General features: G+C 71.4%; 14 protein-coding genes. 9 read left to right on the forward strand and 5 right to left on the reverse strand.

The window, feature by feature from the left end:
* Positions 1-33 precede the first annotated feature (33 nt).
* Positions 34-987, reverse strand: a complete 954-nt coding sequence (locus tag CEG14_RS23990; RefSeq protein ID WP_094828914.1) for a LysR family transcriptional regulator — start codon at positions 985-987, stop codon at positions 34-36.
* A 158-nt stretch (positions 988-1,145) separates the two neighbouring features.
* On the opposite strand from CEG14_RS23990, the gene CEG14_RS23995 reads away from it, so the two are divergent.
* From CEG14_RS23995 to CEG14_RS24020, 6 genes are read left to right on the forward strand one after another with little or no spacing between them, the layout of a single operon-like run.
* Complete coding sequence (locus tag CEG14_RS23995; RefSeq protein WP_094828915.1) at positions 1,146-3,305, forward strand: 3-hydroxyacyl-CoA dehydrogenase NAD-binding domain-containing protein; 2,160 nt, start codon at positions 1,146-1,148, stop codon at positions 3,303-3,305.
* On the forward strand, positions 3,298-4,476 hold the full coding sequence (locus CEG14_RS24000) for an acetyl-CoA C-acyltransferase (protein WP_094828916.1): 1,179 nt from the start codon (positions 3,298-3,300) through the stop codon (positions 4,474-4,476). Before CEG14_RS23995 ends, CEG14_RS24000 begins: the two co-directional genes overlap by 8 nt.
* Before the next feature lie 8 nt (positions 4,477-4,484).
* A complete protein-coding gene (locus tag CEG14_RS24005) occupies positions 4,485-5,681 on the forward strand; it encodes an acyl-CoA dehydrogenase family protein (RefSeq protein ID WP_094828917.1) in 1,197 nt (398 codons plus the stop codon).
* 11 nt (positions 5,682-5,692) lie between these two features.
* Positions 5,693-6,847 (forward strand): acyl-CoA dehydrogenase family protein, encoded by a 1,155-nt coding sequence (locus CEG14_RS24010; RefSeq protein WP_094828918.1) that lies wholly within the window; start codon positions 5,693-5,695, stop codon positions 6,845-6,847.
* Positions 6,844-8,883 carry an acyl-CoA synthetase gene (locus tag CEG14_RS24015; RefSeq protein WP_094828919.1) on the forward strand — a complete coding sequence of 680 codons (2,040 nt, stop codon included), beginning with the start codon at positions 6,844-6,846 and terminating at the stop codon, positions 8,881-8,883. The genes CEG14_RS24010 and CEG14_RS24015 overlap by 4 nt, the downstream gene beginning before the upstream one ends.
* Positions 8,884-8,929: 46 nt before the next feature.
* Entirely contained in the window at positions 8,930-9,922 is a 993-nt protein-coding gene (locus CEG14_RS24020; RefSeq protein ID WP_094828920.1) for a tripartite tricarboxylate transporter substrate binding protein, read from the forward strand.
* Between the two features lie 61 nt (positions 9,923-9,983).
* On the opposite strand, the gene CEG14_RS24025 is transcribed toward CEG14_RS24020, so the two are convergent.
* Positions 9,984-10,901, reverse strand: a complete 918-nt coding sequence (locus tag CEG14_RS24025) for a LysR family transcriptional regulator (RefSeq protein WP_094828921.1) — start codon at positions 10,899-10,901, stop codon at positions 9,984-9,986.
* 98 nt (positions 10,902-10,999) lie between these two features.
* Here CEG14_RS24025 and CEG14_RS24030 point away from each other — a divergent pair, with 98 nt between their 5' ends.
* Together CEG14_RS24030 and CEG14_RS24035 are read left to right on the forward strand one after the other, a co-directional pair.
* Positions 11,000-12,331 (forward strand): arylsulfatase, encoded by a 1,332-nt coding sequence (locus CEG14_RS24030; RefSeq protein ID WP_094828922.1) that lies wholly within the window; start codon positions 11,000-11,002, stop codon positions 12,329-12,331.
* 42 nt (positions 12,332-12,373) lie between these two features.
* Entirely contained in the window at positions 12,374-13,348 is a 975-nt protein-coding gene (locus CEG14_RS24035; protein ID WP_094828923.1) for a Bug family tripartite tricarboxylate transporter substrate binding protein, read from the forward strand.
* 10 nt (positions 13,349-13,358) lie between these two features.
* Here CEG14_RS24035 and CEG14_RS24040 read toward each other — a convergent pair whose 3' ends face one another.
* From CEG14_RS24040 to CEG14_RS24050, 3 genes are all read right to left on the reverse strand, one after another.
* Positions 13,359-13,874: a GAF domain-containing protein gene (locus tag CEG14_RS24040; RefSeq protein WP_094828924.1), complete on the reverse strand. Its 516-nt coding sequence runs from the start codon at positions 13,872-13,874 to the stop codon at positions 13,359-13,361.
* Positions 13,871-14,842: a Bug family tripartite tricarboxylate transporter substrate binding protein gene (locus tag CEG14_RS24045; RefSeq protein WP_094828925.1), complete on the reverse strand. Its 972-nt coding sequence runs from the start codon at positions 14,840-14,842 to the stop codon at positions 13,871-13,873. The genes CEG14_RS24040 and CEG14_RS24045 overlap by 4 nt, the downstream gene beginning before the upstream one ends.
* A 66-nt stretch (positions 14,843-14,908) precedes the next feature.
* Complete coding sequence (locus CEG14_RS24050; RefSeq protein ID WP_094828926.1) at positions 14,909-16,744, reverse strand: gamma-glutamyltransferase family protein; 1,836 nt, start codon at positions 16,742-16,744, stop codon at positions 14,909-14,911.
* 105 nt (positions 16,745-16,849) lie between these two features.
* Between CEG14_RS24050 and CEG14_RS24055 the strand changes: the two genes are divergently transcribed.
* The gene (locus CEG14_RS24055; protein ID WP_094828927.1) at positions 16,850-17,806 is read left to right on the forward strand and encodes a LysR family transcriptional regulator; all 957 of its coding nucleotides are present in this window, start codon (positions 16,850-16,852) and stop codon (positions 17,804-17,806) included.
* Positions 17,807-17,914 lie beyond the last annotated feature (108 nt).

Consider the following 17,914-nt stretch of genomic DNA (forward strand, 5'->3'; position numbering starts at 1 on the left):
GATGGCGCACCGGCGGGCGCGCCCTGCGATCGACTATATCCCAGCCGGCGCGCGCGCCACGCCGGCCGGCGCCAGCAGGCCCGGGCGGCCCTCGTGCTCCGCATGGGCGCAGGCGAGGATGTATTCGATCATCATGGCCAGCGCCCGCGGCGGATGGCGGTTGGGCATGTAGAGCATGTACATCGCGCGGCCGAAGATGCTGAGGCGCCATTGCGGCAACACCTGCACCAGCTCGCCACGCGCCAGGTCTTCGTGCACCACGTAGTCGGGCAGCACGCCGATGCCCAGCCCCGACTGCACCGCCGCGCGCAGAAACGCATAGTTGCGCGACACCACCGTGGGCTCGAGCACCACGTGCTCGCGCGGCTGTGCGTCACGATAGGCCGACAGGCGCAGCGGCCGCCCGATCACCGCCGCGCTCACCACCGGCAGCTGCGTCAGCGCGGCCGGCGCCTGCGGCAGGCCGCGGCGCGCCACGTAGTCGTGCGAGGCGCAGGCCACGTAGCGCACCTGGCCGAGCTCGCGCGCGACCAGGTTCTGCGGCGGCTCCGACATGATGCGCACGGCGATGTCGACCTCGTCGCGCAGCAGGTCCTCCACGCTGTTCTCGAACAGCACGTCGAGCACGATGTCGGGATAGGTCTGCTTGAACGACAGCAGCCAGGGCTGCATCACGAACTGGCCGTAGCCGCTCGGCACGCTCAGGCGCACCCGCCCCTGCGGCGTCTTGCCCAGCGTGTCGATCGACTCGCGCGCGGCCACCAGCTCCTCGCGGATCGCGCGGCCGTGCTGATACAGCTTGAGCCCGATCTCCGTGGCCTCGACGTGGCGGGTGGTGCGCCGCACGAGCTGCATCCCCACCGAACGCTCGAGCTGGGTCAGGTGATAGCTCACGTTGGCGCGCGTCATCTTGAGCCGGCGCGCGGCCTCGCTCAGATTGCCGGCGTCGAGTATCTCCACCAGCAGGGTCAGGGATTTGGTGTCCATCGGGGGCTCCTTCGCGCTGATTGTCAAATTTTATTGAACGCCCTGTCAATTGCCGATGCCATTGTCAAGAAGGATTTGCTGAGAAAGAATGAATGCACAACATCAACCGGACAGCGCGGGCCTTGCGGCCCAGCGCCGCCGCAAGGAGACAACGCCCGATGGCCGACACCGCCACCGGCGCCGTACAGGCGCGCCGCCACGACGACCTGCTCGTCCTCACGCTCGACAATCCGCCGGTCAATGCCCTGGGCGCGGCCGTGCGCCGGGCCCTGCGCGATGCCGTGACCGCCGCCCAGTCCGATCCCGCAGTCGCCGCCATCCTGATCCTGGGCGCGGGCCGCCAGTTCAGCGCGGGCGCCGACATCCGTGAGTTCGGCCAGGCGCCGCAACCGCCGTCGCTGCCCGAGGTCCTCGATCTGATCGAGGCCAGCACCAAGCCCGTGTTCGCCGCCCTGCACGGCCACGCGCTCGGCGGCGGCCTCGAGCTCGCGCTGGCCGCGCACTATCGCGTCGCGCTGGCGGGCACCCGGCTCGGTCTGCCCGAGGTCACGCTCGGCCTGCTGCCCGGCGCCGGCGGCACGCAGCGCGCGCCGCGCCTGATGGGCGCCGCCGCCGCGCTCGACCTGATGCTGGGCGGCCAGCCGCTCGCCGCCGAGCGCGCACGCCAGGCCGGTTTGCTCGACGCGATGATCGAGGGCGAGACCCACACGCTCGAGGCGCAGGCGATTGCCTGGGCCACGGCGCGCCTGAAGGCGGGCGCCGGCCCCCGGCCCACGCGCGACGCGCAGGGCCTGGCCGATGCCGCCGCCACGCGCGCCGCGCTGGAGGCCGCAGACGCCCGCAATGCCCGCCAGGCGCGCGGGCTGTCTGCGCCGCCCCGCATCGTCGACGCCGTGCGTGCGGCGCTCGAGCTGCCGTTCGAGGCTGGCCTCAAGCGCGAGCGCGAGCATTTCCTGGCCTGCGTGGCGAGCCCGCAGCGCGCCGCGCTGGTGCACGCCTTCTTCGCGGAACGCGAAGCCGCCCGCGTGCCCGGCCTGGACGGCGCGCAACCGCTCGATCTGCAGGTCTGCGGCGTGGTCGGCGGCGGCACCATGGGCGCCGGCATCGCCGTGAGCCTGCTCGACGCGGGGCTGCGCGTGGTGATGGTGGAGCAGGACGACGCGGCGCTCGCGCGCGGCCTGGCGCGCGTGGAACAGGTCTATGCGCTGCTCGAAGAGACGGGGCGCATGGGCGCCGACCAGAAGGCCGGGCGCATGGCGCGCATCACCGGGGCGACGCGCTACGAGGCGCTGGCCGAGGCCGACCTCGTCATCGAAGCGGTGTTCGAGGACATGGCGGTCAAGCGCAGCGTGTTCCGCGAGCTCGACCGCGTGGCCCGCGCGGACGCCCTGCTCGCCACCAATACCTCCTATCTGGACGTCAATGAGATTGCGGCCGCAACCAAGCGGCCGCGGTCGGTCATCGGCCTGCACTTCTTCTCGCCGGCCAACATCATGAAGCTGGTGGAAGTGGTGGTGGGCGCGGCCACCGGCCCGCAGGCGCTCGCCACCGGCCTTGCGCTCGCCAGGCGCCTGGGCAAGACGGCGGTGCGCGCAGGCGTGTGCGACGGCTTCATCGGCAACCGCATTCTCGCCGTCTATCGCCAGGCGGCCGACCTGATGCTGGAAGACGGCGCCTCACCCTACGAGATCGACGCCGCCGTGCGCGACTTCGGCTATCCGATGGGGCCCTACCAGATGGCGGATCTCGCCGGCGGCGACATCGGCTGGGCCACGCGCAAGCGTCGCGCCGCCACGCGCGATCCGGCGCTGCGCTACGTGCAGATTCCCGATCGGCTGTGCGAGCGCGGCTGGTTCGGCCAGAAGACCGGGCGCGGCTTCTATCGCTACGCCGACGGCGCGCGCCAGGGCACGCCCGACCCCGAGGTGCTGGCCATCATCGCGGCCGAGCGCGCCCGCGCCGGCGTGCAGCCGCAGGCCTTCGGCGCCGACGACATCATGCGGCGCTACCTCGCCGCCATGGTCAACGAAGCCGCGCGCGTGCTGGCCGAAGGCATTGCGCTGCGCCCCTCGGACATCGACGTGGTGTTCCTGCGCGGCTACGGCTTCCCGCGCCATCTCGGCGGGCCGCTGTTTCACGCCGACCGGGTCGGCCTGCCGCAGATCCTGCAGGACATCCGCCGCTTCGCGCCGCAGGACCGGCGCTTCTGGCAGCCCGCGCCGCTGCTGGTCGCGCTGGCCGAGAGCGGCCGCGATTTCGCCAGCCTCAACGCCACGCCGGGCGCCGCCCGGACCTCACAGGAAGCCTCGCATGCGTGAAGCCGTCATCGTCGCCACCGCGCGCACGCCCATCACCAAGGCCCATCGCGGCGAATTCAATCTGATCGCCGGCCCGACGCTGGCCGCCCACGCGATCACGGCCGCCGTGGCGCGCGCCGGCATCGATCCCGCCCTCATCGAGGACGCGCTGATCGGCTGCGGCTACCCCGAAGGCAACACGGGCCGCAACGTGGCGCGCCAGGCCGTGATCCGCGCCGGCCTGCCCGTGAGCGTGGGCGGCGCCACCATCAACCGCTACTGCGCCTCGGGCCTGCAGGCGATCGCCTCGGCCGCGAGCCGCATCATCGTCGACGGCGCGCCCGCCATGATCGCCGGCGGCGTCGAGACCGTCTCGGCGATCCGCACGCGCGACGACGGCAGCGGCCTCGATCCCTGGCTGGTGGCACACAAGCCCGAGATCTACCTGCCGATGATCGAGACCGCCGACATCGTGGCCGCGCGCTACGGCATCAGCCGCGAGGACCAGGATCGCTTCGCGGTGCAGAGCCAGGCCCGCACCGAGGCGGCGCAGCGCGAGGGCCGCTACGACGCGGAGATCATCCCGGTCACCACCCGCATGCGGGTCACCGACAAGGCCACCGGCGCGAGCGAGGAGCGCGAGGTGACCATCGACCGCGACACCTGCAATCGCGCCGGCACGCGCTACGAAGCCATCGCCGCGCTCGAACCCGTGCGCGGCGCGGGCCAGTTCGTCACGGCCGGCAATGCCTCGCAGCTCTCCGACGGTGCCGCGGCCTGCGTGCTGATGGAGGCGCGCGAGGCCGAACGCGCCGGCCTCGCGCCGCTGGGCGCCTTTCGCGGCTTGGCCATCGCGGGCTGCGAGCCCGACGAAATGGGCATCGGCCCGGTCTACGCCGTGCCGCGCCTGCTCGCCCGCCATGGCCTGAGCGTGGACGACATCGATCTGTGGGAACTGAACGAGGCCTTCGCCTCGCAGGCCCTCTATTGCCAGCGCAAGCTCGGCATTCCGATGGAGCGCCTGAACGTGAACGGCGGCGCCATCGCGCTGGGTCATCCGTTCGGCGTGACCGGCGCGCGCCTGGTCGGCCACGTGCTGCTGGAAGGCCGCCGCCGTGGCGCCCGCCGCGCGGTGGTCACCATGTGCGTGGGCGGCGGCATGGGCGCGGCCGGCCTGTTCGACATTTACTGAGGTAGACGATGGATCTGGAATTCACCCCCGAAGAACGCGCCTTTCGCGACACCGTGCGCGCGTTCCTGCGCGAGAACCTGCCCGAGCGCCTCTCGGCCAAGGTGCACGGCGGCAAGCACCTGAGCCGCGACGACATGAGCGAGTGGCACGCGATCCTGAATGCGCGCGGCTGGCTCGCCAGCCACTGGCCGGTCGAGCACGGCGGCACGGGCTGGACCACGGTGCAGAAGTTCATCTTCGAGAACGAGTGCGCGCTGGCCGGTGCGCCGCGCATCGTGCCGTTCGGCCTCAGCATGCTGGGACCGGTGCTCATCAAGTACGGCGACGAGGCGCAGAAGCGCTACTGGCTGCCGCGCATCCTGAGCGGCGCCGACTGGTGGTGCCAGGGCTACTCCGAACCCGGCGCCGGCTCCGACCTCGCCTCGCTCAAGACCACCGCGGTGCGCGACGGCGACAGCTACGTCGTGAATGGGCAGAAGACCTGGACCACGCTGGGCCAGTACGCCAACATGATCTTCTGCCTCGTGCGCACCGCCACCGAAGGCCGGCCGCAGGAGGGCATCAGCTTTCTGCTGATCGACATGGACTCGCCGGGCATCGAGGTGCGCCCCATCATCACGCTGGACGGCGAACATGAAGTCAACGAAGTGTTCTTCTCCGACGTGCGCGTGCCCGCCGCCAACCTGGTGGGCGCCGAGAACCGCGGCTGGACCTGCGCCAAGTACCTGCTCACCTACGAACGCACCAACATCGCCGGGGTCGGCCAGTCCACCGCCGCGCTGGCGCGGCTCAAGCAGGTGGCGCGGCGCCAGCGCCGCGGCGGCCAGGCGCTGATCGACGACGTCGACTTCGCCGCCCGGCTCGCGCGCGTGGAGATCGAGCTCGACAACATGCGCACCACCAATCTGCGCGTGATCGCGGCCGCGGCCCAGGGCGGCGTGCCGGGCGCCGAGAGCTCCATGCTCAAGGTGCGCGGCACCGAGATCCGCCAGGAGATCACGGCACTCAACCGCCTGGCGATGGGCCCCTACGCGCGGCCCTATGTCGCGGCCGCGTTGGAATCCGGCTATGCCGGCGAGCGCATCGGGCCCGAGGGCGCCGACAGCGCCGCCGCGCAGTACTTCAACAACCGCAAGCTGTCGATCTTCGGCGGCTCCAACGAAATCCAGAAGAACATCATCACCAAGATGATGCTCGGCCTGTAGGAAGCCGCATCATGAACTTTGAACACACCGAAGACCGCCGCATGCTGGGCGACATGCTGCGCCGCTTCGTCTCCGAGCAGTACGACTTCGCCACGCGCGACGCGATCGCCACGTCGGACACCGGTTTTCGCCGCGACATGTGGCAGCGCTTCGCCGAACTCGGCGCCGTCGGCGCGCTGTTCGCCGAGGCCGATGGCGGCCTGGGCGGCGCGGGCTTCGACATCGGCGTGGTGTTCGAGGCGCTCGGCCGCGGCCTGGTCGTGGAGCCCTTTCTCGACACGCTGGTGGTGGGCAGCGCCATCGCGGCGGTTGGCACCGATGCGCAGCGCGCACGGCTCGCCGCGCTGATCGACGGCAGCACGGTGGCCGCGCTGGCGCACGCCGAGCCCGACACCGGCTATGCCCTGAGCGAGGTCGGCACCCGCGCCGAGCGCGACGGCGAGGGCTGGGTGCTCGACGGCGAGAAGGCCGTGGTGGCGCTGGGCGACCAGGCCGATCTGCTGCTGGTGTCGGCGCGGGTGCGCGGCGCACGCGACGCGGCCCACAGCATCGCGCTGTTTCTCGTGCCCGCCGACGCGCCGGGCGTGGCGCGCCGCGGCTATCCGCTCATCGACGGCGGCCGCGCCGCCGAGGTCACGCTGACGCAGGTGCGGGTGCCGGCCGAGGCCGCGCTCGGCACGCCGGACCAGGGCCACGACGTGCTGGAGCGGGCCGTGGGCCGCGGCATCCTGGCGCTGTGCGCCGAGGCCGTGGGCGCGATGGACTGCGCCCGCGACGCCACGCTGGAATACCTGCAGACGCGCAAGCAGTTCGGCCAGGTCATCGGCCGCTTCCAGGCCCTGCAACACCGCATGGCCGACCTGCTGATCGAAATCGAGCAGGCACGCTCGGCCGTGATCAACGCCGCCGCCGCGCTCGACCATCCCGACCGCGCCGTGCGCGAACGCGCGCTGTCGGCGGCCAAGGTCACGATCGGCCGCGTCGGCACGCGCGTGGCCGAAGAGAGCATCCAGCTGCACGGCGGCATCGGCATGACCTGGGAGCTGCCGCTGGCGCACTACGCCAAGCGGCTGGTGATGATCAACCACCAGTTCGGCGACGAAGACCATCATCTGCGCCGCTACATCGCGCTGGGCCGCGCCCTGCCCGCGGAGGCGGCGGCATGAGCCCGGCCGACCTCCTGCCGGACCGCCGGGCACAGGCGGAAGGCCGCGCCGCCGCGGCGCCCTCGACGGATGCGCAGGCGGATGCGGCGGCCAGTGCGGCGGCCAGCGCGGCGGCGAGCGCGGCGGCCAGCGCGGCTCCGCCCCTGGCCCCGCCCTTTCGCGCGCCCTTCCCGATCCGCTCGGCGGCGGACGTGCGCCGCATCGAGGCCACGCCGCTGGCCGAGGCGCTGACGGTGCAGAGCACCTACGAGATCTTCCGCAATTCGGCCGCGGCGTTCGGCGACGCGCCCGCGCTCACCTTTCTGCGCACCGCGGATCCCGACGACGCGCCGATCCGCTGGAGCTATCGCACGCTGCTCGGTCACCTGCACCAGACCGCCAATCTGCTGCACCGCCTGGGCGTGCAGCCCACCGACACGGTGGCGATCCTGCTGCCGGGCTGCCTGGAATATCACCTGGCGCTATGGGGCGGCGAGGCCGCCGGCATCGTGCAGCCGCTCAACCCGCTCCTGTCGCTCGACAAGCTCGCGGCGCTGATGAACACGGCGCGCGCCCGCGTGCTGATCGCCTATGGCGCCGAGGCCGATTGCGAGTCCTGGACCAAGGCGCAGGCGCTGCGCGACCGGGTGCCCACCCTGAAAACGCTGCTGCGCGTGGCGCCCTTGTCCGAACCCGAATCGGCCCGGCCGGCGCTGCCCGACGGCGCGTTCGACTTCAACGCGGCGCGTGCGCAGGAGCCGGCCGATCGGCTGGTGAGCGGCCGCCGCATCCGCGCCAGCGACGTGGCCGCGTACTTCCACACCGGCGGCACCACCGGCGCGCCCAAGCTGGCGATCCACACCCACGGCAACCAGGTGTTCACCGCCTGGGCCGCGGTGCAGTCGCAGAATGCCCTGCCGGGCGACGTGATGATCAACGGCTACCCCTTGTTCCACGTGGCGGGCGTGCTGCCGGCCTCGCTGGCGGGCCTGTCGGCCGGCATCGAGATCGTGATCCCGACCACGCAGCTGCTGCGCAACCGCGAGGTGCTGCGCAACTACTGGAAGCTGGTGGAACGCTATCGGGCGACCTCGCTGCTGGGCGTGCCCACGGTGCTCGCGGCGCTGGCCGACACGCCCCTGGACGGGGCCGACATCTCCTCGCTGCGCTACTGCCGCACCGGCGCGGCGCCGCTGCCCGCCGAACTCGCGGCGCGCTTCGAGCGCCAGTTCGGCCTGCACGTGCACGAGAGCCTGGGCATGACGGAGATGGCCGGCATCTCGTCGATCACGCCGCAAGGCGTGATCGCGCCCGTGAACTGCGTGGGCTTTCCCTTGCCCCACGTGCAGGTGCGCATCGTGGCACTGGACGTGGCCGCGGGCCTGCCCGCGCACGACGTGACGCCGGGCCAGCCGGGCATGGTGCTGTTCAAGGCCCCCAACGTGATTCCCGGCTTTCTCGACCCCGAGGACACCGCGCGCGCCTTCACGGCCGACGGCTGGCTGATCAGCGGCGACGTGGGCTTCATGGACACGGAGGGCCGGCTGCATCTGCAGGGCCGCGCCAAGGACCTCATCATCCGCGGCGGCCACAACATCGATCCCAAGGTGATCGAAGACGCGCTGGGCCGGCATCCGCAGGTGCGCATCGCCGCCGCGGTGGGCGCGCCCGACGCCTATGCGGGCGAGCTGCCCGTGGCGTTCGTGACGCTGATCGAGGGCGCGACGGTGACCGGCGAGGAACTCTGCGCCCATGCCGCGCAGCACGTGGACGAGGCGCCGGCGCGGCCGCGCCGCGTCACGGTGCTCGAGCAGATGCCCATGACCAACGTGGGCAAGATCTTCAAACCCGATCTGCGCCGCCTCGCCGCGGCCATGACGGTGCAGGACATCATCGACGGCATCGCGCGCGACAGCGGCGCGGCGCCGTTCGAGGTGCAGGCCGATGCCCAACCGGACATCGCCGTGCGCGCCACCGGGCCGGCCACGCCGGCGCAGTGGCAGCAACTCAGGGAGGCGCTGGCGCGCCTGCCGCTGAAGATCGATCTGCGCGAGTAGCAGCGGCGCGGGCGACATAAAAACACAACATCAGGAGACAACCACCATGGCGAACCGCCAGACCCGCATCACCCGCCGCACCTGCCTCGCCGCGCTGCTCGCCTGCAGCGCGGGCGCCGCCCTGCCCGCCGCCGGCTGGGCCCAGGGCAGCTTTCCCGAGAAGCCCATCACGCTGATCGTGCCGTTCCCGGCCGGCGGCTCGACCGACCGGCATCTGCGCATCGTGGCGCAGGAGGCGGGCAAGAAGCTGGGCCAGCCGGTCGTGGTGGAGAATCGCCCCGGCGCGGGCGGCACGCTCGGCACCGCCACCATGGCGATGACGTCCAAGCCCGACGGCTACACGGTCGCGCTCTACACGCTGGCCATGCTGCGCATGCCGTACATGCAGAAGACCAGCTGGCATCCGATCGACGACTTCACCTTCATCATCGGCCTGTCGGGCTACACCTTCGGCTTCACGGTGCGCAGCGACTCGCCCTACAAGACCTTCAACGAATACATCGAGGCCGCGCGCAAGGCGCCGGGCAAGATCGACTACGGCTCGACCGGCATCGGCTCGTCGCCGCACCTGCTGATCGAAGAGCTCGCCATCAACGCCGACGTGAAGCTCAATCACGTGCCGTTCAAGGGCAACGCCGACATGCAGCAGGCCCTGCTCGGCGGCCACGTGATGGCGCAGAGCGACGCCACCGGCTGGGACACCTTCGTCGACTCGGGCAAGATGCGGCTGCTGGTGACCTTCGGCGAGGAACGCACCACGCGCTGGCCCGACGTGCCCACGGCCAAGGAGCTGGGCTACAAGGTGGTGTCGGTGTCGCCCTATGGCCTCGCCGGCCCCAAGGGCATGGATCCGCAGGTCGTGGCCAAGCTGCACGACGCCTTCAAGGAAGCGCTGTTCAGCAAGGCCAGCATGGACGTGATGCAGCAGCTCAACCAGCAGCCGGCCTACCGCAACAGCGCCGACTACCGCGCCTGGGCCATCGCCACCTTCGCCAAGGAGAAGACCTTGATCGAGCACCTCGGCCTGGCAAAGCAGTGAGGCCGGTCCGGCCGTGAGGCCATCCGGGCGATGAGCCCGTGACGCGGGCGGGGCACGGCGGCTAGCCGCGCCCCGGCTTGCGCGGGCGGCCGGCGCTCGCCAGCACCGCCTCGCGGAATTCCGTCATCAGGGGCGACCAGGTCGTGCCACGGCGCGAGATCAGGGCGATGCTGCGTCGAAGCGGCGGGGTCAGCGTCACCGGCAGCGCCACCACCTCCGGGCTGGCCGCGAGCGCGCTGGCGGGCAACACCGCCAGCATGTCCGAGCCTCCGAGCAGCCGCAGCGAGCCGGCGGAAAAATGCTCGACCTCCAGCGCCGCGGGCGGCACCGCCAGCCCCGCCTCGGCGAATCGGGCATCCAGCAGCCGGCGCGCCACCGAGGTCGGGCGCGGCAGGATCCAGCGCTGCCCGGACAGGTCGCGCAGCGCCAGCCGCGTGCGCGCCGCGAGCGGATGACCGCGGCCGGCCGCCACGCACAGCGCATCCTCGAACATGATCTCCTGGCGCAGCGTCGCGGGCCCATCGGCGTAGATCGGCGTGACGGCGAGGTCGAGCCGGCCGCTTTCGACCTGGCCGTTCAGGTCATCCGAGAGCCCTTGCGCCAGCTGGATGCGCAGCGCCGGCCGGCGCGGCAGCAGCCGCGCCAGCGCCGGCATCACCACGCTGTCCACGGTGGCGCCGGTGGCGCCGACGCGCAGCAACCCCGCCTCGCCGACCCGCAGCTCCATCGCATGGCGCACCGCGTCGCGGTACTCCGCCCACAGCTTGTTGGCATGCTCGAGAAACACCAGGCCCTCGGAGGTCAGGCTCAGGCCGCGCCCCGCGCGCTGCATCAGCGAGAGGCCGGTATCCGCCTCGAGCCGGCGCAGCGACTTGGACAGGGCCGGCTGGCTCACGCCGCAGGCGGTCGCGGCGCGCTCCAGGTTGCCGTGTTCGACGGCGGCGAGGAAATACTCGATGTCGCGCAGCGAAAGATTCATGAACGTTGGTTATCCCGATAACTACTTTTGGGAATATTACGGCGCGCGCCCGCTCCTAGAATCGCGGTAAACCCCCGCTTTCCGAGAGATCCGCCGCCATGCCGAAGTCCCCCAACATCGTTCTCATCGTCGCCGACAACCTGGGCTGGGGGGAGCTCGGCTGCTACGGCGGCGGCGCGCTGCGGGGCGCGCCCACGCCCAACATCGACCGGCTCGCCAGCGAAGGCCTGCTGCTGCAGAACTTCAACGTCGAAAGCGACTGCGTGCCGACGCGCTCGGCGCTGATGAGCGGCCGCCACCCGATCCGCACCGGCTGCCTGCAATCCGTGCCGCCCGGCCTGCCGCAGGGCCTGACGCGCGACGAGATCACGCTGGCCCAGCAGCTCTCGGGCCAGGGCTACGCCACGGCGCACTACGGCAAATGGCACCTCGGCGACATCCCCGGGCGCTATCCCTCCGACCGCGGCTTCGACCACTGGTACGGCATCCCGCGCACCACCGACGAGAGCCAGTTCACCGCGTCGATCGGCTTCGATCCCAGCGTGGCCGACCTGCCCTACATCATGGAGGGCCGCGCCGGCGCGCCCTCGTCCAACGTCAAGCTCTACGACCTGGACAGCCGCCGCGCCATCGATGCCGACCTGGTGGGCCACGCCCAGGCCTTCATGCGCGAGCACGCGGGCACGGGCCGCCCGTTCTTTCTGTATCTGCCGCTGGTGCACCTGCACTTTCCCACCCTGCCCCATCCCGACTTCGCGGGCCGCACGGGCGCCGGCGACTTCGCCGATTCGATGGTGGAAATGGATCATCGCGTGGGCCAGATCATGGCCGAGGTCGATGCGCTCGGCCTGCGCGACGACACCGTCTTCATCTTCTGCAGCGACAACGGGCCGGAGTTCCGCAAGCCCTACCGCGGCACGGCCGGCCCCTGGACCGGCACGTATCACACGGCGATGGAAGGCAGCCTGCGCGTGCCGTTCATCATGCGCTGGCCCGGCCGCGTGGCGCCGGGGCGCGTGTCGAACGAAATGGTGCACGTGACCGACCTGTTCACCACCCTGTCGCACATCGGCGGCGCCAGCCTGCCGCAGGACCGGCCGATCGACGGCCTGGACCAGACCGACTTCTTCACCGGCGCGCGTGCCGACTCGGCGCGCGAAGGCTTTCTGTTCTACATCAAGAACGAGCTGCGCGCGCTGAAGTGGCGCGACTGGAAGCTGCACTTCTATTGGGAACCCGAGGTCAACGAGGGCAAGGGCAAGCTGGAGTCGCCCTACCTCTTCAACCTGAAGCAGGATCCCAAGGAAGAAAGCGACATCCTGATTTTCAATACCTGGGTGCTCGGGCCTATGCTGAAGATGGTGCAGGCCTTCAACCAATCCTGCACCGAGCACCCCAACACCACGCCCGGCCGGCCCGACCGGGAATGATCCGTTCGCGAAGACGAGCGGCGATTCGCACAAGGGGAAATCATGACGTCTGCCTTCCGTAGACATATCGCCTGGCTGGGCCTGGGATGCGCGCTGGCCCTGCCGCTGACCGGCCACGCCGAGCCCATGCTGGCCTGGCCCGGCAAACAGATCACCTGGATCGTCGGCTTCGTGCCGGGCGGCACGGCCGACGTGCTCACGCGCGTCGCCGCGCAGGACCTGGCCACGCGCACCGGCCTGAACGTGGTGGTGGAAAACAAGCCCGGCGCATCGGGCGCGATCGCCCTGCAGCAGGTCGCACGCAGCAAGCCGGGCGACGGCTACCTCATCACCGTGCCGGGTCCGCTCATCTATCCCACGCCGCAGCCGGCCATCGGCAAGGAGCTCGCGCCGGTGATGCTGCTGGCCCAGGGCCCGATGGTCATCGTGGGGCCGGCGCCGCGCGCGCTGCCCAGCCTGGCCGCGGTGCTGGCCGATGCGCGCAAGCGGCCCGACGCCTGGAGCTACGGCAGTTCCGGCAACGGCACGTCGCAGCACCTGGCCGGCGAGCTGCTCAACAAGTCCGCCGGCACGCGCATCGTGCATGTGCCCTACAAGGGCGGCGGACAGGCCGTGTCGGACGTCGCGGGCGGGCAGATCCCGCTGGCCATCCTGGGTTCGGCCCCCGTGCTGCCGCAGATCAAGGCGGGCACGCTGAAAGCCTATGCGGTCACCACGCGCGGCCGCCTGCCGGCGCTGCCCGACGTGCCGACGGTGGCCGAGTCGGGCTTTCCCGACTACGACGCGAGCCAGTGGTTCTCGGTGGCGGCCTCGCCCGGCATCGACGCGGCCGTGCTCGACGCCTTGAACGCCGCGCTGCGGCGCACGGTGCAGGCGCCCGCCTTCCGCGCCGCCGTCGCCAACGCGGGCATGGTTGCCGCGGGCGGTACGCGCGCCGACCTGGAGCGCTTCATCGCGACGGACACGGCGAAATGGCGGACGCTGCTCGACAGCGGCGCCATCAAACTGTCCGAGTAAGGCGGGCGGGTCAGGCCGACGCGCGCTGGCGTTCGAGCAGGAACAGCGGCAAGGCCAGCGCGCCCGCCAGCCGCGCCGCGTGCACGTGGCTCGCTTCGGGCTGCTCGAACGGCATCAGGAAGTTGAAGGTGCCAAGACACTGCCCCGCATGCACGACCGGCACGTTGATCACCGAGCGCAGGCCGAGCCGCGCGATCGCGTCGTGGTCGTCGAAGAAGGCGCGGATCGCGTCCACGCCCGCCCCCACGAACACCTCGTGATCGAGCAGCACGCGCTGCCCCCACGGCGTGCCCGCCTTGTCCTTGCTGCCGCCGGGCGGATAGGCCTGCGGATTGGAGCTGTAGAGCCGCACCACGCGCATGGCCTGCGCGTCGAAGCGGTTGGCGGTGCAGAGCCGGTGCGACAGCGACACCGCGGCAAACGCGTCGATCGCGGCGAACGCGGCATCGAGGTCGCCGGCCGCATGGGCCGCGCACAGGCGGTCCAGCGCGGCGGCCGTGGCAAGCGGAGCGGCGGCGTCGGTCATTCGGCGGTGATCCCCAGTTCCTTGATGAGCTTGCCGTACTTCTGCGCATCCTGCGCCAGCAGCGTGCCGAACTGCTCCGGCGTGGTCTCGGTCAGCACCACCCCCATGTCGTTCATCTTCTTGATCACGTCGGGGCGCTTGAGGATCGCGTTGATTTCCTTGTTCAGGCGGGCCGTGAGTTCGGGCGGCATGTCCGCCGGACCGAAGGCGCCGTACCACACCGCCAGCTCGTAGCCGGGCAGGGTCTCGGCCACCGTGGGCACCTCGGGCAGCAGCGGCGAACGCTCGGCCTCGGTCACGGCCAGCAGCTTGAGCTTGCCCGACTGCACGTGCGGCAGCGTCTGCGTGCCGGCGCTGAACAGCACCTGCGTGCGCCCCGCCACCGTGTCCATCACGGCGGGCGCGCCGCCGCGATAGGGCACGTGCATCATCTTCACGCCGGCCGCGCGCTCGAACAGCACCGCGCTCAGGTGATTGGTCGAGCCCTGGCCCGCCGACGCGTAGGCCACGGCGTCGGGATTGGCCTTGGCGTAGGCGACGAATTCCTTCAGGTCCTTGGCCGGCACCGAGGGGTGCACCACCATGGTGTTGGTCACCAGGGCCAGCTCGGCGATCGGCGTGAAGTCCTTCACGCCGTCGAACGGCATGTTGGTGTAGAGCGCCTGGTTCATGGTGTGCGTGCTCATCGAGCCCACCAGCAGGGTGTAGCCGTCCGGCTTGGCGCGCGCCACGAAGGCGGTGCCGATATTGCCCGAGGCGCCCGAGCGGTTCTCCACCACGACCGGCTGGCCCAGCGACTGCGTCAGCCCTTCGGACAGCATGCGCGCCAGGATGTCGGTCGAGCCGCCCGCCGCCCACGGCACGATGATGGTGATGGGCTTTTCGGGCCAGGCGGCCTGTGCGGCGGACGCCGCGAAGACCAGGCCGGCCGCGAGGCCGCCCAGCAGTTTCTTGATTGGCAATGTCATGAGGTTTACCCCTTGCGTGTGTGAGCCGGTCTGTGCCGGCTGGTATGAAATCGTATGCGCGGCGCGTCAGCGCCCGACCGCGTAGCCCTGCATGCCGCGCGGATTCGCGCCGGCCTTCAGCAGCAGTCCGCCGCCTGCGCGCACCTCGCGCGCGCAGGCGCTGATGCGGCCTTCCGACCACGGCCCGCCCACCACCACGTCGTGCCCGGCGGCGCGCAGCGCATCTAGCGTGGCCGCCGGCATGCGCGACTCCACCGTGAGCCGGTTGAGCGTGGTGGCGCGCGGCCAGAACGAACCGGGGAAGTGATCGATGTGCCACGACGGCGCCTCGATGGCCGCCTGCAGATTCAGCCCCGCGGCATGGCGCAACAGGAACGCGACCGTCCACTGATCCTGCTGGTCGCCGCCCGGCGTGCCGAACGCCAGGTATGGCTTGCCGTCGCGCAGCACCAGGCCGGGCGACAGTGTGGTCGAGGGGCGCTTGCCCGGCGCCAGGCTGCCGGGCAGGCCTTCGTCGAGCCAGGTCATCTGCAGCCGCGTCGTGAGCGGGAAGCCCAGGCCCGGCACCACCGGGCTCGACGACAGCCAGCCGCCCGACGGCGTGGCCGCCACCATGTTGCCGTGCCGGTCGATCACGTCGATCTGGCAGGTGTCGCCCACGAAGATCTCGCGCGCGGCCCACTCGGCCACCGGCGGCAGCGCGGCGAAGGTCGGCTCGCCCACGCCGAAGCGCGTGTCGGCGCGCGCCAGCGTGCGCGCCGCCGCGTCCAGGTCGGGCATGCGCGGCGCGCGGCCGCCCGGCGCGCCCGGGCGCAGCTCGGTGCTGGCCAGCGCGGAAATCTGCGCCGCGCGGGCCTGCGCATAGGGTTGCGACAGCAGCTCGGCCAGCGGCACGTCCACGAAATCGGGATCGCCGTACCAGGCGCAGCGGTCGGCGAAGGCCAGCTTGGCGGCCTCGGCCACGCGATGCACGAAGGCAAAGGAATCCGGCGCCAGGCCTTCCATGCCCAGCTCGCGCAGGATGGCGAGCTGCTGCAGGTGCACCGGCCCCTGCGACCACACTCCGCACTTGGCCACGGTGTAGCGGCCATAGTCCAGCGTCACGGGCTCGTCGTAGGTGGCGCGCCAGTCGGCCAGGTCGGCCTTGCGCAGCAGGCCGCGATTGCGTTCACCGGTGGTGTCGCGGATCTCGGCGTGCGTGTAGAAATCGTCGATGGCATCCGCGACGAAGCCGCGATACCAGACCGCGAGCGCGGCATCGATGCGGCCGCGCCGGTCGGTTGCGCGCGCAGCCGCTTCGGCCAGGATGCGTTCGTAGGTGGCGGCGATGGCGGGCGTGCGCATGAAGCTGCCCGGCGCCGGCACCTGTCCCTGCGGCAGCCACACCTCGGCGGACGAAGTCCATTCGCCCTGGAACAGCGCCTGCACGGCCAGGATCGCCTGCGAGATGCGCGGCACCAGCGGAAAGCCGTCGCGCGCGTACGAGATCGCGGGCGCCAGCACCTCGGCCAGCTCCCAGGTGCCGTAGTCGCGCAACAGGGTCAGCCAGGCGCCGAAGGCACCGGGCACGGTGGCCGGCATCAGGCCGATGCCCGGCACCAGGTCCAGGCCCATCCCGCGGAAGGTCGACGGCGCCGCCAGCGCGGGCGCGGGCCCCTGGCCGCACAGCGCGCGCATGCGTCCTTCGGCCGCGTCCCAGAACAGGATCGGCACCTCGCCGCCCGGCCCGTTCAGGTGCGGCTCGACGATCTGCAGCATGAAGCCGCCGGCCACGGCGGCGTCGTAGGCATTGCCGCCGCGCTCCAGCACGCCCATCGCCACCTGCGACGCCAGCCAGTGCGTGGACGACACGACGCCGTAGGTGCCCTGGATCTCGGGTCGGGTGGTGAATTCGGGTTGCATGGCGTGCCAGTCTGCCGGGAGATGCGATGCAGACCAGTATAGGAGGCCGAAATAACTGGTTTTCGCTATATTCGAATAGCTGCATAACCAATCCGGAATAGCGCCATGACCGCCGCCGCGCCCAATCTCCTGCGCCGTCTCAAGCACCGCCACCTCGAACTGCTGCTCGCCATCGCCCGGCACGGCTCGCTCACGCGCGTGGCCGCGCAGGCCGGCGTGAGCCAGCCGGCCGCCACCAAGGCCCTGCTCGAGATCGAAGACATCTTCGGCGCGCCGCTGTTCCTGCGCACCGGCCGGGGCCTGCAGCCCACGCCGCTGGGCGAGCTGGCCATCAGCCGCGCGCGCCGCATGCTCAACGATCTGGCGCTGTGGTCGCGCGAGGCGCAGGCCTTGCAGGGCGGCCATGCCGCCCACCTGCACGTGGGCGCCGTGCCCTATGTGTCGAGCGTGCTGCTGTCGTCGGCGATCGCGCAGCTGCATGCGCGCCACGGCATCACGGTCACGCTGCACCGCGCCACCACCGACCACCTGCTGCCCATGCTGCGCCGGCACGAGCTCGATTGCATGATCGGCCGCGTCTCGGCCCTGATCGAACTCGACGGACTGACCCACGAGACGCTCTATCACCAGCGTCCCAGCCTCATCGCGCATCGCCAGCTCGCGCGCCGGCTGTCGGCCCGCGCGCCCGACTGGGCCGGCGCCGCCGCGCTGCGCTGGGTCCTGCCCGAGGCCAAGACGCCCACGCGCCAGCTCATCGCCGAACACTTCATCCGCCACGGCGTGATCCCGCCGCACCCGATCGTGGAGGCCTACTCCACCGACGTGATCGAGGGCCTGCTGGGCGGCGACCCCTCGCTGGTGTCCGTGGTGCCGCAGGAGATCGCCCACGAACTCGCCGCGCGCGGCCGCATCGGCGCGGTGCACTGGGACTGGGGCTGGAACCTGCCGCCGATCAACCTGATCCGGCGCGTGCGCGACGAGGTGCGCGGCCCCGGCCCGGAAGAGGCGCTGGCGGCGATCCTGGACGAACTGAAGGGGCAGATCCCGCTGGCGACCGCCTGAGCCCGCACGGGCCGTTTCCGGCCCTGCGTGACACCCCCGTAGCGCGCAAGCGTTCACCGCAGCCGCCGCGCGCGGGCGGCAGGATCAGAATCGGATCAGGCGTATCGC

Source organism: Bordetella genomosp. 1 (assembly GCF_002261335.1).
GTDB lineage: Bacteria > Pseudomonadota > Gammaproteobacteria > Burkholderiales > Burkholderiaceae_B > Bordetella.